Origin of the sequence: Croceicoccus estronivorus, assembly GCF_001625325.1 — a bacterium.
Lineage (GTDB): Bacteria > Pseudomonadota > Alphaproteobacteria > Sphingomonadales > Sphingomonadaceae > Caenibius > Caenibius estronivorus.
In genome coordinates, this window is the sequence record NZ_JRQQ01000003.1 from 265,465 (window position 1) to 280,299 (window position 14,835).

Sequence of the window (14,835 nt, forward strand, 5' to 3'; positions counted from 1 at the left end):
CCGTGGAGGCGCGGCCTTTTGCCCGTATTGTGGTAGAGACAAAGGTATATGGCCTGAACAAGCCGACGAGATTGTGCTGTGCGCCGATCCGTAAGCTGGCCCGGTATGCTGGCTTGTTCTAGCTCTTGCAGGGTTGAACTGGCGGGTGAGCTCGCTCTTCCTCGGCTTGCGGTGTGTTGCCTTGGCTGCGGAAAAGCAGTTGCACCACTACGGCATTGATCAGCAGTGTGGAGCCCATGAGCAAGGCGATCCGATCGAATGTCCAGCCAGCTGCGATGATCCAGCCACCCACCAGTGTCCCAAAGCCTCCGCCAATTAGCCTGGCGAAGCCGCTGATCCATCCGAATGCTGTTGCTCTCAGCTGGGAGGGGTAGGATGTTGCGATCAGGGCTTGGCCTCCGGAAACGTTCGCACCATTGAATGTCATAGCTGCGAGCAGCAAGGCCACTGCGACTGCAGGCGGCGGGTTGCTTGCGATCAGGAGAACCAGAACCCCCGTGAGGAGGAAATTGGCTGTGACTATTTTCGACAAGCCAAAGTGGTCGGCCAGCCAGCCGACGGCGAATATCCCGGCTATTCCGCAAAGCTTGCCTGTCGAAATGGTGACGCCGGCAAGAGTGATGTCTGCACCGGCATTCAACATCACGGTCGGCAGCCAGTAGCTGGTAAAGTTGACGATCACGTAGCTCATCGAGGACAGCGTCCACAGCAGTACGGTCGTCATGAGAATGTTTGCCCGGAACAGTGCGACCGGATTGGCCTTGTCCAGATGCTCTGCTTCTTCACAGACGAGCCGAGCGGGCAAGGGGCGGTTTGCGATCTTGCCGAGCAACGCGATAGCCTCGCCCTCGCGGCCTGTGCGTAGCAAGTGCTGCAGGGATTCCGGTATCCAGACCCATGCGAAAAATGCGGCGATCACGGAAACAAGGGCGCTTGCATAGAGAAGTGATTGCCAACCCAGAACGGGGATCATCACCGCAGCACAGTATCCGGCAACCACCACACCGGCGCCTATGCCTGCGTTGAGAAGCATGAGCAGCAGTGATTTCCTGTTTGTCGGCGCATAATCGGCAACCAAAGCGATGGCCGTTGGCAGTGCCGCACCGAAAGCAGCCCCAATTACGAAGCGAAGTGCGAAAAGCGTTGCGAAGTTTGGCGCATGTGCGGTGAGAAGAGTGGTCGGGACCATCACACTTGAAGTCCAGAGCAACAAAGTGCGGCGTCCAAAGCGATCGGACAACGGTGCCAGCAGTGTGGCCCCGATGAGCGAAGCCACGACCGTCCCGGTGAAAATTGTCCCGAGATCGTCGGTCGACAGCGCCAATTCCTTGGCAAGAAATGGTCCGATGAAGCCAATTCCGAAGGCATCGATGCCTTCGACAAACATCAGCATGACGCAGATGACCGGAACTCGCAGCAACACGCCCCGCAAGGGCAAATCCTCAAGCAGTGTGCGAACTTCTACGGTTTCGGAACCTGTCATTCTATCTCCAGGAGAGCCCATCTTTGCCTCGCCGAATGTTGACCTCTCCATGTCGTACTATGACGGCAACGCAGGCGTCGGCACATGGAGCCGTTTTCCGGAATGACTGGAGCAAGGCGCATGTTCCGCTGCACTTTTCGACATTGCGCAGCGTGGTTGGCCCCTAATCAGAAGGCTATTGCCCATCCATTTCGGTCGAGCGCAGCGATGGCAGTGACAGGAAGGCTTCGACCGCACGACCGCCATCCTTGCGATGGAGGGCAATAATGCGCCATCGCATGGTCGAACCGGACAAGGATAAAGTGTGCACTGTCTGGTCGGTACTGTCGACGTTGCCTCTAGGCACCAGCGCGACGCCGAGCCCTCTGGCGACAAGGGCGCGGATGGTGGGCAGATCGTTGACTTCGAACAGGGTGTGCCGGCTGAGACCAAGCCTAGCCATCTGTTCATCGACAAGCACGCGCGTGCCCCAGTTGGGCTGGAAGTCGACGAAGTTTTCCTCCGCCAGTTGTCGGATATCGACCCTCAGCCGCTGAGCCAGATGATGATTGCGGGAACAGATCAATACCATCTCGTCATCGACGATGACTCGCTGCATCAGGCGGGCAGGCACAGGCATCGCTGGAATAAAGGCCATGTCGAGTTCGCCGCTCAGGACCAACTCCGGCATGTTGATCCGGCTGCCTTGGCGAAGGCGCACTTCTACGCCTGGGTGACGCGCGTGGAATTCGGTCAGCAAGGTAGGGAGATCGATAAACGATGGCAGGCTCTGGACCGATCCGATCATGAGGCTGCCGGTAAGGAGAGCGTCGGTATTGCGTACGGCCTGTTCTGCTTCGCGCACTGCGGCGAGGGCTGCCCCGGCCTTTTCGTACAGGGTTTCCCCTGCTGTCGTGAGATGAACCTGCCTGGTGGTGCGATGGAACAGCCGCGTTCCCAATTCGCTTTCGAGCGAAGCAATGGAAGCAGACAGGGCTGATTGGACGATATGCAGCCGTCGCGCGGCGCGGGTGAAATGGCGTTCCTGCGCCACAGCCATGAAGTGCTGAAGTTGCCTGAGGTCCATCGTGGCTGCTCAATTTATCTGATTTGAAGATTAATTCTATCTCGATCTTGCGTTTGAATGATTAATTGTCGCGAGTCACTCTTCGCACATGCAAACACTCGACACAGAATTACCGACCAGACAGCTGGGCAAGACGGACATGACGATTACGCGCGTGGGCCTTGGCGCCTGGGCAATCGGCGGACCGGACTGGGCAGTGGGTTGGGGACCGCAAGACGATGATGCGTCGGTTTCCGCCATCCGCCATGCGGTGGAGCGCGGGGTGAACTGGATCGACACGGCGGCGATTTATGGGCTTGGCCATTCTGAAGAAGTGGTGGCCCGTGCGGTGCGCGATATCCCGGCGGACAGGAAGCCATATATCTTTACCAAGTGCGGCCAGGTGTGGGATCCGCAAGACCGCAATTCCAAATTCCGGATCGGACGGCGCGACAGCATTCGTGCCGAATGCGAAGCTTCTCTGCGCCGCTTGGGTGTGGACGTGATTGATCTGTTCCAGATGCATTGGCCCGCAGAAGACGGTTCCGAAATCGAGGAATACTGGCAGGCGCTGCTTGACCTCAAGGCGGAGGGCAAGGTGAGGGCTATCGGTCTGTCCAATCATGACGCGGTGCTCTGCGAGCGGGCGGAGCGGCTCGGGCATGTAGACACCCTGCAACCGGGTTTGTCCGCTATTCACCGGGGCGCGGCTGAGCAGGTGCTGCCGTGGTGCGCCGCGCATGAAACCGGAGTGATTGTCTATAGCCCCATGCAGTCAGGCCTGCTCACAGGCCGCTTTAATGCGGAGCGGGTGGCGGCATTGCCATCCAGCGACTGGCGTTCCCGCCATCCCGATTTCACGGGCGAGGCATTCGCAAGAAACCTTGCTGTAGTGGGCGCTATGGTGCCTGTCGCGGAACGGCATGGCACTTCGATTGGCGCAGTAGCAATCGCCTGGACCTTGGCTTGGCCAGCGGTGTCTGGCGCGATTGTCGGCGCGCGCAGTCCTGAACAGGTTGATGGCTGGATAGCGGCGGCACAGCTTACGCTCGACGAGGATGATCTTCGCCGGATCGGCGATGCGATCATAGCAAGCGGTGCGGGGGAAGGTCCTGCCTATCCCGGTTGAGAAGCGGCCAGATTGAAAAGGAAGGTAAGCTTATGCTCGATACGGTAAAGTTCAAGCCGATCCCGGCTCCGGTCGCCTGGCGTGGTGACGAACTCGAAAAGAGCGATGAATGGATCTATGTTCTCACTGCGGACGAGCTTTCTGAACTGGAAACGGTTGGCAGCCGGTTCCTTGATGAAGATCCGGACTTGAGGACTGTCCAGGCGCAGGATTATCCTCTTCCAGTGTGTACACCGGCGATAGCCGCATGGGGTGAAGCCCTCGATCGTGGCCGAGGCTTCGTGCTTGTGCGGGGGTTGCGTTGCAACCGCTATTCGAACGCCCTTTCGGCGTCGATTTACTTCGTGCTCGGGCTGCATCTGGGGCAGCCCATGCGCCAAAACGAGGTCGGCGACATGGTGCAGCATATCCGCGCCACGTCTGACAAGAAATACATGACAGCAAGCTCGCTACGCATTCGTGACGGGCTGACGTATCATAGCGACAGTTCCGACGTGGTTTCACTGCTGTGCCTCCACCCTGCGATGGAAGGGGGCGAATCGAGTCTGGTGAGCCCGGCGACTCTTTACAACGAGGTATTGGCGCGCAGGCCCGATCTTGTCTCGCTCCTGTTCGAGCCCTGGCATTTCGATTGGAGGCAACAGGACCCCGATGCGCCGGCGAACACATACACTTCGCCGATGCTGAGCTACGTGGATGGGGTATTCAGTGCCTATTTGGGAAATGCGATCATTCGCAGGGCACAGGATATGTACCCCGAAATCCCTCGCCTGACGGCGGAACAGGTCGAATTGATGGACCTTATCGATGCGATTTGTCTCGAACCGGGTGTGGCGCTGCATATGGATTTCCGCCAGGGCGACATGCAGTGGGTGCTGAACTATGCGGCGCTGCATAACCGCAAGGCCTTCAAGGATGCCCCTGAACCGGAATTGCGGCGGCATCTCCTGCGGCTTTGGTTGAAACGCGATACACCGCGCCCGCTGGTTCCGAATTTCGGCAGGCATGTCGTAAAGGGCCGGGGCGAGACGCGCGGTCAGGAAGTACCTTTGGAAAAGCAACGCTTCCACATCACGCAGGCGGCAATTCCCCGTATTGACTGGGGCTATTGAGGTGTAGGCCGATAGCCATGGCCCGCTTCCGGGCCATGAATCAAAAAGGGGGCGACGGTATCCGGCGCCCCCTTTTTTTGTCACTGTCCTTCTGGCCATGGAAGGTAGGGAGAGAGCATGGCCAGATCCGCAGGGCCGAGCCGGTCGGAAGCGGTCTTGGCCTGATGCCAGTAGGGATAGGGCAGCGGCTTGCGGCTGACTCTTTCCAGCATTGCCATTTCCTGCTCGTCGAGCACGAGATCAGCGGCGGCAATATTGTCGGCGAACTGCGTTTCGGTGCGCGCGCCAATAATAACTGACGTTACGCCGGGGCGGGCGAGTAACCATGCGAGAGCTACCGTTGCGCCTGAAACGTCGCGATTTTGCGCGATTTTGCGAATGACATCGACAATGTCCCACAAGTGGTCAGCATCGTAAATCGGGGGTTCCCCCCAACCGGCAAGTTGACGCGGGCTGGGGCCGCTGTCCCGCGTGTGCTTTCCTGACAAGAGCCCTCCGGCAAGAGGGCTCCAGATCAACATGCCCAGACCTTGATCGATTGAAAGCGGCATCAGTTCGAACTCCGCCTCGCGTGCTTCGAGCGAATAGTGGAGCTGGAGCGACACGAAGCGCTGACGCATCTCGCGTTCCGCGATGCCTAGTGCTTTCATGATATGCCATGCAGAGAAGTTCGAGCAGCCGACATAGCGCACCTTGCCTTGCCGTATGAGCGTGTCCAGCGCTTCCACGACTTCTTCCAACGGGGTCAGGCCATCCCACTGGTGGACCTGATAGAGGTCGATCACGTCGGTGCGCAGCCGCCGCAAGCTGTCTTCGCATGCGCGGATCAGGTGATGGCGCGACAGGCCGGCATCGTTGATTTGTGGGCCTGTTCGAAACCGGGCTTTCGTCGCGAGCAGGATGTCCTGCCGTTTGCCATCGGCGAAGATGTCGCCGATGATCTCTTCCGAAGCCCCGTCAGAGTAGATATTGGCAGTGTCGATCAGGTTTATACCGGCATCGAGGCAGATGTCGACGTGTCGACGCGCTGTTTCGAGGTCGACCGCACCGACTTTGGCGAAATTGCTCTTGCCGCCGAATGTCATGGTGCCCATGGCCAGCTTCGATACCATCAGGCCTGATGATCCGAGACGTCTGTAATCCATATGGAATGCTCCTGAATATCTGGAAAACAGAGGGGTTTTAGCAGTCCTGCGGGCGAGAGGCCGGACTTCCCTTGGTCCCGATTTCCCCAATTCTTGTGCCCCGGCGTGGCCCCCTGCCCGCAGCCATTGTTCTCAGCTCATGTCGAGCCGTAAAGCCTGGGGAACAGGCAATGGAGCAACCCCATGACGCATACGCCAAAACCGCCGCGGCTGCTGATCTATGAACCGTCCTATCGCGCGATCAAGCACAGGCTGGAAGGGCTTGGTATTCCGCTCACTCCAGTGGTGGTCGATGAACAGGGGGCAGGAGCAGGGGATGCCGAGCTTGGGTGGTTCTGTCCCCGGCTTTTCGGGTCGGGGGCGGCACCTGCCTTCACGGAGGCCTTGCTGGGGGCATCGTCTCTACGCTGGGTGCAAAGTTCGGCCGCAGGTCTGGATAACCCGCTTTTCCGGAAATTGTGTGAGAGGGGCGTTCGTCTGACATCCAGTCATGTCCAGGCCCCGGCTATCGGCGATTTCGTTCTTGCCGGTGTGCTAGATCATTTCCAGCAAGGGCCAGTGCGGAGGAAAGCGCAGGAGGATGGCGAATGGCGGCGCTTGCCTTTTCGCGAACTGGGTGGAACGTCGTGGTTGATTTACGGCTTTGGCGCAATTGGCAAGGCGGTGGCGCGGCGTGCGCGGGGGTTCGGCGCGCAAATCACTGCGGTTCGCCGCAGCATCAAACCCTGCGAGGACGCGGATCACGTGGTGACAGTGGCGGAGGCGCACACGAGGTTGCTGGATGCTGATGTGGTGGTCTTGGCCATGCCTCTGGATGCTTCCACCAGAGGCTTTGCGGGCGAGGCATTTTTCGGTGCCATGAAAGCCGGATCGGTATTGGTGAATGTAGGGCGTGGCGGATTGGTCGATGAATCTGCTCTGTTGGCCGCACTTGATTCCGGTGTGCCGGCTCATGCCATACTCGATGTATTCGCGACCGAGCCTTTACCCGAAGACAATCCATTCTGGTCGCATCCCCATGTCGCGGTGACAGCACACGGTTCGTCGGCCGGCTCGGGCGTTGTTCCCCGCAACGGGGATCTGTTCATGGAGAACCTCCAGCGCTTTCTGGATCAGCAGGCCTTGCTCCATGAGGTTTCCATGAGTGATTTCGGGCAGGCCTAACCAAGCGAATCGCAAGTCTCTCGTGCCGTCAGCGGCTGCTCACGGCCAGGGTTGAGCGGCTGACGCATGAGAACGCAGCGAAAGCATGAGTTTAATCTATTGTGTGCCGAGACTGGATCGAAAGAACTCAATTGGAGCATATATGTCAGTGGGTTGTTACAGTTCAGCGACAGCATTGGCTGTAGTTTCGCCCCCTTTGACAGGTCGTGAGATATAAGAAGTCGGGTAGTTAGGTCCAAAGCTCTCACGCGAATTTTCTATAGCTTTGAGGAATCGGGAGGACGCCAAAGAACCCAATAGGGTCGCAAGGTTTTATTGCCACAGACCGAGGGGGCACTATGACCAAGATAATGACGCGCCTGCTGATGGGAGTATCCCTTACAGCGATTGCACAACCCGTATTGGCGCAGGATAGCGCGCAACAAAAAGATGCTCCGACGGAGCATGATGCGGCCAGCACGGATACATCGGAAGCAGCGAACGCCGATATGATCGTGGTAACGGCAGATCGCGTCGGCCTTCTGGAACGGCAGCCGTCGGATACGATTTTTGGTTTGGGAATGTCGTTGCTGGAAACGCCGCGCGCAGCGAGCGTGGCAAGCGACACCACGCTGGAGCGTTATGGAATCAAGACCGTGACGGATCTGGTTGCGGTCGCCCCAGGTGGGGGGACGGCCAGCTGGTTTGGCATTCCGGGCTCGATCAATCTGCGCGGCACGATGTCGGACAACTATTATCGCGGTTTCCAGCGCTTGCCGAATTTCGCGACTTATTCGACCCCGTTGGGGGGCGCTTCGTCGGTTGAGATCGTTCGCGGTCCGCCATCACCCATCTATGGTCCGGGGCGCGTTGGCGGCTTTCTCAACTACACGCCGAAATCGGCGCGCAATGAACGCGGTTACATCGATGGGCTGACTGGGGAAGTCACGGTTACGGGCGGCAGCTATTCGAAAAAGAATGCTACGCTCCTGCTGGGCGCACCGGTCAATCTGGGCGAAGTGCAAGGCGGGATCAGCGGTTATGTCGAAGTCGACGATTCCCACAGCTACTTCCGGGGCATGAATCCCCGCTATCAGCTCTATCAGCTCGACGGGTCATTCGATCTTGGCGGTGGTTTCACCCTTTCGGGAAGCGGTTTGATCTACCATTCCAAGGGTTTTATCCAGGTTTTCGTCAATCGCCTGACCCAGGAACTCGTCGATGACGGTATTTACAATACGGGTCGCGACACGTCGCTGATCGATCTCGATGGCAACGGTCGCCTGACGCCTAATGAATCGACGCCCAGTTCATTCCACAACAACTGGAATGGAGTCGATCCCGCGCCTATTTCGGATCGGGGTACTCTGGACGAAGGTGTCGGGACTGCCAAGCTGGACCACCGTACGACTTCGATCAGCGACAGGGATTTCAACAATACGACGACCCAGACCTACTTCGCGGACATGTCCAAGGAACTGGGTGATGGTAAGTTGAGCCTCAGCTACTTCGCGGACAAGATCAAGAACGACAGGTACTTCAGTTACGGCTTCCCGGCCTCCTACCGGGCCACGGCGCAGGAAATCCGTCTGACATTCCGCCAGCCGTTCGACTTTTCCGAGAATCTCAAGGTCGATACGGTGTTTGGAGCGTCCTATCGCACGATCGGTGCGGTGAAGAAGGAATCCTATCTTGGCGGCTTCGTCAGTGTCGACCGTCGGGATATCATTTTTGGCGCCACGCCGACCGACACCTTCGACGATCCTTTCAGCGAAGAACCGGGCAATATCGGGCAGAGTTTCGAAACCCAGGTCTATAGTCGGACGAAGGACGCGGGGCTGTTCGGAATGTTGAACATTACGGCTCTGAAGCGCCTGAATATCCTTCTTGGCGGTCGTTACGACAAGTTCAAGGTACGCTCGCGGGATGAAGGGACAATCGTCTATTCACCGGCTGTCAGGGGTGAGACATTCTCCGACAAGAAGGGGGATTGGACCTATAGCGCCAGCATTACCTATCATGCGCCGTTCGGTCTCATGCCCTACATTACGCATGCTCAGGCGACTGCGTTCGAAAGTAATCAGGCTGGCGATATCCAGCCTGGGCAGATCGCGAACCAGAACTGGCTTTCGGCTTCCAAGCTGACCGAGGCCGGCGTGAAGTTCGAAATGTTGCAGGGCAAGCTGATCGGCTCGGTGGCCTATTACGATCAACGTCGCCGGCGGAACGATCCGCTGACCGATACCAGCATCCAGACCCACTCAAAGGGTTGGGAAGGCGAATTCCGTCTGGTTGCGAACAAGCATTTCAGCTTCACCGGGGCCGGCAACATCCAGAAGACCTGGACTATTGGGGACACGTCGAACACCTATCTCCCACCCGAATATGCTGGTGTCCCCAATGCCGACGGATACGGGCAGAATTACCGTACCAAGTACAGCACACTCTATCCGGACCTGATTTACAGGTACACGTTGATTCCAAAGACCATCGTCAGTTTCTTCGGCAGTTATACGAGTGATACGTATGATTGGGGTGAAGTGGGCGGTACTGCTGGTGTAATCCATACCGGAAAAACGCAGACATTGCTTCCGGTCGACCCAGTGAAGTTCCCTTCTTACACTGTTATAAATGCTTCAATTTATTATAAAAAAGAAGGTTTCACCATTTCTGGAAATGTGACCAACCTCTTCGATAAGAAATATTATCAGCCCGGATCTGAATCGACTGCCAATGTTGTGACCGTGCCGGGGTCGGGAAGGGAATGGCGAATTACGCTGGGTTACAAGTTCTGACCCGGGGGGGAGAGGCCGTCCGCTTGGCGGGCGGCCTCATATGCCTGCAGGCGGCTTCTCTCATGGCGGATATCGAATGGACACGAATAGGCGATCGAAAAGAAACTGGCTGATTACCGGCGTGAGTTCCGGTTTGGGCAGGGCTGTTGCCCGGGAAGCCGCGCTACAAGGCCGCTCTGTCGTGGGGACAGTGCGGAATCGGCAGGACGCGGAAATATTTGAACGCGATGTTCCAGGCGCCCGGGCGATTGTTACCGATCTTATGGAAAATGATGCACCGGGAGACGTCGTTGCCGGTGCTCTCGATCTGCTGGGGCAGGTCGATGTTCTGGTGAATAATGCCGGCCGTGGTTTCACTGCTGCGGTCGAGGAAGCGAGCCCTGCGGAAATACGGGATCTCTTCGAATTGAACTTCATGGTTCCTGTCGCGATGATCCAGGCCGTTTTGCCGCATATGCGCAGGCAGGGCGACGGACACGTGGTCAATGTCACCTCGATTTCCGGTTTCAAGCCATGGTCGGGCACAGGTGTTTATTGTGCCTCCAAATTTGCCTTGGAAGGTCTGGGCCAGGCCTTGGCGCAGGAAGTGGAACCTTTCGGCATAAAAGTGACGAACGTCCAGCCGGGGAGTCTCAGGACGGACTTCAACGGAAGGTCACTCGGAACGTCCCGGCAGATGATCGACGATTATGCAGACGGCGCCCATTTTGCACGGCGAGCGCTGGCGCGCAGCGACGGGAAACAGCCGGGCGATCCGCAAAAGGCGGCACGGGCTATCCTGCTCGCAGTCGATGCTGGAAATCCCCCGCTCAACCTCCTGCTCGGCACGGATGCCGTCATGATGGCCAATCAGCGGATTGCGGCTCTTTTGCTCGATATGGGTAGATGGGGCGGGGTCAGCGAAACGATTGGCTTCGATGACCCCGCCCCGATTTCATGAACTGTGAGCGAAGGCATAAACGGCATGCGGAGTTCTGAAACGATGAGTGGCACGACGGACGAAACGATTTGCCAGAGGATAGATTCCCTGCCCTTGCGGGGGGTGCTTCTCAGAGTGCCGATCTTCTGCACCTTGCTGATGGTTTTCGAGGGGATGGACAATAATGTCATTTCCTATGTCGGCCCGCTGATCAGAGACGAGTTCAATCTGTCCGCCCCTGTACTCGGTATGATTTACGCAGCGACTGTTGTCGCTTCGCTGATCGGCGCAGTGGGGGTGGCGCCCCTGTCTGACAGGTTGGGACGCAGGCCGGTATTGCTGCTCTCGAATCTCGTCATGGTTTTATGCACTCTGGTCACACCGCTGATTGACACGGCGTGGGGTCTCATGATCGTGCGCTTTGTAGTGGGCCTTGCCTTCGGTGCCGCAGTCCCGACGACTTTCGCCCTCGCGGCGGACTTTGCACCGAAGAAGTACCGGGCTCTTCTCATCATGATCGTCACTGCGGGGGTTGCCCTCGGGTACGTGTTTTCCGGCTTCACGTCGGCGGCGATCATTCCGCATTTCGGATGGCGTGTGTTGATGTTCAGTCTGGCGGCCATTTCCGCGCTTTGGGCCGTGCTGATCTACCTGATGTTGCCTGAATCTCCGCAGTTCCTGGTCAGAAACCGCAGAAATGAGCCGCAGACTGTTACGTCGCTCGGGCAGATAGGTTTGTCGCTGGACGATCTGCCCGCGGATGCCGGGAAAGTGGGTGGGGTTGCCCAGAAGGTTAGCCCGTTGCTGCTTTTGTCTCCAACGTACAGGGCCACCACGCTCATGACGCTGTTCGTCGTTTGCAGTATTTATGCTGTCGAACTGCTCATGGCATATTGGTTGCCGACCATGCTGATGAATCAGGGGTTCGCGATCGGATCCGCCGCGTCGATCGCGGCGATCGGCAAGATTGCGAGCATTATCGGTTGCATTGTCATCGGCTGGCAAATGGATCGCAGGGGCCTCGTAACTGTGCTCTCGATCGCGTTTTTCTGTGGCTCGCTGGCGTTCGGGCTGCTTGCCGTCGGGTTTTCCATGCCCTTGCTGATCCTGCCGAGCGTAATGTGCATGTTCTTCTTCGTGGATGGCGCATTTTCGGGTTCGCAGGCGCTGACGGTGACTTCCTATCCCCCACACATGCGGGCCACCGCATCGGGCTGGATCACCGGGATTTCAAGGCTTGTTGGCGGGGGGGTGGGGACTCTTGCCGGGGGGGCACTTATCGGGGCCGGTTTCACCATGCCAGCGATCGCGATTTTGTTGCTGGCCGTCATGATGGTTGCCGGGGGGATGCTGGTGCTGCTGGGCCGCTATCGAGCTCATGCTTGGCTCGCGATGGGCAAGCCGCTGGAACAAAAAACAGCCTAGCCCTTATTCGAATGCTTGTTCGGGAGCGAAGACGATATGACTACCGTTACCACTTATAAGCCGATTGTCGGGCCTGCCGCATGGCGAGGGGATGAGATCGCGACGAGCGATCGCTGGATCTATCGTCTTTCGGATGAACAACGCACAGAGCTGGAGCAGGTTGGCACCAGATTCGTTCACGACGACCCTGACCTGCGGTTCGTTCATCCTGACGAATATCCGTTGCCAATAACCGGTGAGGCAATCCGTGCGTGGGAAGACTCGATGGATAACGATCATGGTTTCGTGCTGGTGCGCGGATTGCGATCGGAACTGTATTCGGATGCCTTGTCAGCAGCGATTTTCTTTATTCTAGGGCTGCATATCGGCCGCCCGATGCAGCAGAATTCGCTGGGTGATGCCTTCGACCATATTATCGCGATTACGGATCTGTCGGCCGACGATCCCAAGGCGCTCGGATCGCGAACGACGGACAGGCTCAATTTTCACTCCGACACATCCGATGTGGTGGCACTCATGTGTCTGAGAGGGGCGAAGGCGGGCGGCAAGTCGATCCTTATCAGTGGAGCTACGATCTACAACGAGCTGTTGCGCCGCCGGCCGGATTTGGTGCCCCTGCTGTTTGAACCCTGGTATTGGGATTGGCAAAAACAGGACCACGATGCACCTGCGAAATTCTATGTTTCGCCAATGGCGTCACTGGTGGATGGCGTATTCAGCATATACGCGGGAGCGCGTATGATCCGTTCGGCGCAGGATTATCCTGAAGTTCCGCGCCTCACCGCAGCGCAGATCGAGCTCCTGGATGAAATGGACGAGATTTTTTTGACCCCCGGGCTCGCGTTGGAAATGGATTTTCGGCCGGGGGACATCCAGTGGTTGCTCAACTACACGGCGCTGCACAGTCGCACATCCTACACGGATTACCGGCAACCGGAGTTAAAACGGCACTTGCTTCGTCTCTGGTTGGAGCGCGGAGGCAGACCGTTGGTTGCCAATTTCGGAAAGCACGTTGCCAAGGGGCGTGGCGATCAGATCGAGGAAGCGGTTCCTCCTGAGCAGGCTCGCTTCCATCTCTCCCAAATTGCCCACCCGCGCTACGATTGGGGTGTGATGGCCTGATCGCGGCAGGAGTAGGGCTATAAACATTGAGAGGCCGGTGACATCATGTCGCCGGCCTCTGCTTTTCCAGTCTCCAGCAAATGGCTGTTGGTCAGGGAATAAGGACGAGGGAACCAACTGTCCCGCCGCTTTCCAGATCGATGTGGGCCTGTTTTACTTCCGACATCGGATAGACGAGGTGATTGCCGAGTTTGAATACACCGGCTTCGATCGCTGCCATGACATCGCGGGCGCGCTCCTGATATTCGCCAACATCTTCGTTGTAGGTCCCGCCGCTGAACTTGGTCAGGTAAAGCCCCTCATGCTGGAGATCCACGGGGGCGACTGGTTCCATCATGCCGGATGCTTGCCCGAAGGAAACCATCAAGCCGTAACGACGGATGGCATCGAAAGATTTGTGGAACAGGGCGATGCCCACACCGTCATAACAGACATCGACACCCTTGCCGCCGGTCAACTCGCGAGTACGGGCTACGAAGTCTTCCTCCGTGTGGACGATCACATGCGCACAACCGTTGGAAAGGGCTCGCTCGACCTTGTTTTGCGCGCTGACAGTGCCAATCACTGTTGCGCCGAGATGGCTGGCCCATTGGGAAAGGATCGAGCCGACGCCGCCGGCTGCCGCATGCAGCAGGATGGTGTCGCCTTCCTTGACCACGTGGCATTGGCGGATCATGCCCTGAACCGTGATGGTGCGATAGAGCAGGGCAGCTGCATCGACGTCGCTGATGGTGTCCGGCACGGGGAAACAGCGGTCCGCGGGAAACAGGCGGGCTTCGGTATATGCTCCCCATGTGTAGGAAGCCGTGGCGTAGCCCACGCGATCACCAATCTTGAACTGCGTCACGCCTTCGCCGACTGCCTCGATATAGCCGACTGCTTCCAGACCAGGTGCGAACGGCATCGGCAGTTTGGATTGGGAATGTGGCGGCGCAGTGCCGCGCCGATAGTGGACGTCGGCGAAATTCACGCCGATCGCAGTCTGGCGCAGAAGAACTTCGCCGGGGCCAGGCTTGCCCGGGTCGATATCGACCATTTCCATCACCTCGGGGCCGCCGAGGGTTCTTACTAAAACGGTTTTTGCCACAATTGTCTCCCTTGTGTCAGTCGGTGATTGCGTGCGCGACCGGCAGCGCTCTTCCGCCGGGCAGCAGGACATCGAAACGGATCGTCACCCGGCTTCCCGTGACCGGCGAGCCAGGCATGTCTGGCGCGGGTACGTGGGCCTGCAAGCGCACACCGCAATCAAGGTGCACCATGGCAATGCCGTAGGGCAGCAGGTGGGCGAAGGCTTGCTGGAAGGCCCGGCGATAGACAGCCCGGGCCATGACGTAGCCTTCGGCGGCGACAGGTCGCCAGACTACGGACCCACCGTCAAGAAACGGACTCAGCGGTGCGGGCGGCCAGAATGCCACGCCGGTGTCGGCACAATGTGGCAGCATGAGCTGACCTTCGGCTGCCGCGTCCCAGAATGGGCGGTTGAGGTCGTTTATGATTGGTTCTGCCGTTTCGGGCAT

General features: G+C 58.1%; 12 protein-coding genes. 7 read left to right on the forward strand and 5 right to left on the reverse strand.

The window, feature by feature from the left end; translation table 11 throughout:
- Positions 1–118 precede the first annotated feature (118 nt).
- Complete coding sequence (locus MB02_RS07525; protein ID WP_067534861.1) at positions 119–1,483, reverse strand: MFS transporter; 1,365 nt, start codon at positions 1,481–1,483, stop codon at positions 119–121.
- 175 nt (positions 1,484–1,658) lie between these two features.
- On the reverse strand, positions 1,659–2,549 hold the full coding sequence (locus MB02_RS07530) for a LysR family transcriptional regulator (RefSeq protein ID WP_067534863.1): 891 nt from the start codon (positions 2,547–2,549) through the stop codon (positions 1,659–1,661).
- Between the two features lie 139 nt (positions 2,550–2,688).
- Here MB02_RS07530 and MB02_RS07535 point away from each other — a divergent pair, with 139 nt between their 5' ends.
- Together MB02_RS07535 and MB02_RS07540 are read left to right on the forward strand one after the other, a co-directional pair.
- Positions 2,689–3,657 carry an aldo/keto reductase gene (locus MB02_RS07535; RefSeq protein ID WP_082826055.1) on the forward strand — a complete coding sequence of 323 codons (969 nt, stop codon included), beginning with the start codon at positions 2,689–2,691 and terminating at the stop codon, positions 3,655–3,657.
- Between the two features lie 32 nt (positions 3,658–3,689).
- Entirely contained in the window at positions 3,690–4,769 is a 1,080-nt protein-coding gene (locus MB02_RS07540) for a TauD/TfdA family dioxygenase (RefSeq protein ID WP_067535098.1), read from the forward strand.
- A gap of 80 nt (positions 4,770–4,849) precedes the next feature.
- On the opposite strand, the gene MB02_RS07545 is transcribed toward MB02_RS07540, so the two are convergent.
- The gene (locus MB02_RS07545) at positions 4,850–5,914 is read right to left on the reverse strand and encodes an aldo/keto reductase (protein ID WP_067534867.1); all 1,065 of its coding nucleotides are present in this window, start codon (positions 5,912–5,914) and stop codon (positions 4,850–4,852) included.
- Between the two features lie 183 nt (positions 5,915–6,097).
- On the opposite strand from MB02_RS07545, the gene MB02_RS07550 reads away from it, so the two are divergent.
- The 5 genes from MB02_RS07550 to MB02_RS07570 all read left to right on the forward strand — a co-directional run bounded on the left by MB02_RS07550 (position 6,098) and on the right by MB02_RS07570 (position 13,318).
- Entirely contained in the window at positions 6,098–7,078 is a 981-nt protein-coding gene (locus MB02_RS07550) for a D-2-hydroxyacid dehydrogenase (protein WP_067534870.1), read from the forward strand.
- Between the two features lie 338 nt (positions 7,079–7,416).
- Complete coding sequence (locus tag MB02_RS07555; RefSeq protein ID WP_082826038.1) at positions 7,417–9,852, forward strand: TonB-dependent siderophore receptor; 2,436 nt, start codon at positions 7,417–7,419, stop codon at positions 9,850–9,852.
- A gap of 76 nt (positions 9,853–9,928) precedes the next feature.
- Positions 9,929–10,792 carry an oxidoreductase gene (locus MB02_RS07560; protein ID WP_067534874.1) on the forward strand — a complete coding sequence of 288 codons (864 nt, stop codon included), beginning with the start codon at positions 9,929–9,931 and terminating at the stop codon, positions 10,790–10,792.
- Positions 10,793–10,816: 24 nt separating this feature from the next.
- Positions 10,817–12,196: an MFS transporter gene (locus MB02_RS07565; RefSeq protein WP_067534876.1), complete on the forward strand. Its 1,380-nt coding sequence runs from the start codon at positions 10,817–10,819 to the stop codon at positions 12,194–12,196.
- A gap of 36 nt (positions 12,197–12,232) precedes the next feature.
- A complete protein-coding gene (locus tag MB02_RS07570; RefSeq protein WP_067535104.1) occupies positions 12,233–13,318 on the forward strand; it encodes a TauD/TfdA family dioxygenase in 1,086 nt (361 codons plus the stop codon).
- Between the two features lie 91 nt (positions 13,319–13,409).
- Here MB02_RS07570 and MB02_RS07575 read toward each other — a convergent pair whose 3' ends face one another.
- Together MB02_RS07575 and MB02_RS07580 are read right to left on the reverse strand one after the other, a co-directional pair.
- Complete coding sequence (locus tag MB02_RS07575) at positions 13,410–14,405, reverse strand: quinone oxidoreductase family protein (protein WP_206598577.1); 996 nt, start codon at positions 14,403–14,405, stop codon at positions 13,410–13,412.
- 16 nt (positions 14,406–14,421) lie between these two features.
- A complete protein-coding gene (locus tag MB02_RS07580) occupies positions 14,422–14,835 on the reverse strand; it encodes a Zn-ribbon domain-containing OB-fold protein (protein WP_067534881.1) in 414 nt (137 codons plus the stop codon).

Coding starts and splice junctions, on each gene's coding strand:
- MB02_RS07525 (WP_067534861.1), bottom strand. CDS start 1,483: ATGACAGGTTCCGAAACCGTAGAAGTTCGCACACTGCTTGAGGATTTG.
- MB02_RS07530 (WP_067534863.1), bottom strand. CDS start 2,549: ATGGACCTCAGGCAACTTCAGCACTTCATGGCTGTGGCGCAGGAACGC.
- MB02_RS07535 (WP_082826055.1), top strand. CDS start 2,689: ATGACGATTACGCGCGTGGGCCTTGGCGCCTGGGCAATCGGCGGACCG.
- MB02_RS07540 (WP_067535098.1), top strand. CDS start 3,690: ATGCTCGATACGGTAAAGTTCAAGCCGATCCCGGCTCCGGTCGCCTGG.
- MB02_RS07545 (WP_067534867.1), bottom strand. CDS start 5,914: ATGGATTACAGACGTCTCGGATCATCAGGCCTGATGGTATCGAAGCTG.
- MB02_RS07550 (WP_067534870.1), top strand. CDS start 6,098: ATGACGCATACGCCAAAACCGCCGCGGCTGCTGATCTATGAACCGTCC.
- MB02_RS07555 (WP_082826038.1), top strand. CDS start 7,417: ATGACCAAGATAATGACGCGCCTGCTGATGGGAGTATCCCTTACAGCG.
- MB02_RS07560 (WP_067534874.1), top strand. CDS start 9,929: ATGGACACGAATAGGCGATCGAAAAGAAACTGGCTGATTACCGGCGTG.
- MB02_RS07565 (WP_067534876.1), top strand. CDS start 10,817: ATGCGGAGTTCTGAAACGATGAGTGGCACGACGGACGAAACGATTTGC.
- MB02_RS07570 (WP_067535104.1), top strand. CDS start 12,233: ATGACTACCGTTACCACTTATAAGCCGATTGTCGGGCCTGCCGCATGG.
- MB02_RS07580 (WP_067534881.1), bottom strand. CDS start 14,835: ATGCCCGAAACGGCAGAACCAATCATAAACGACCTCAACCGCCCATTC.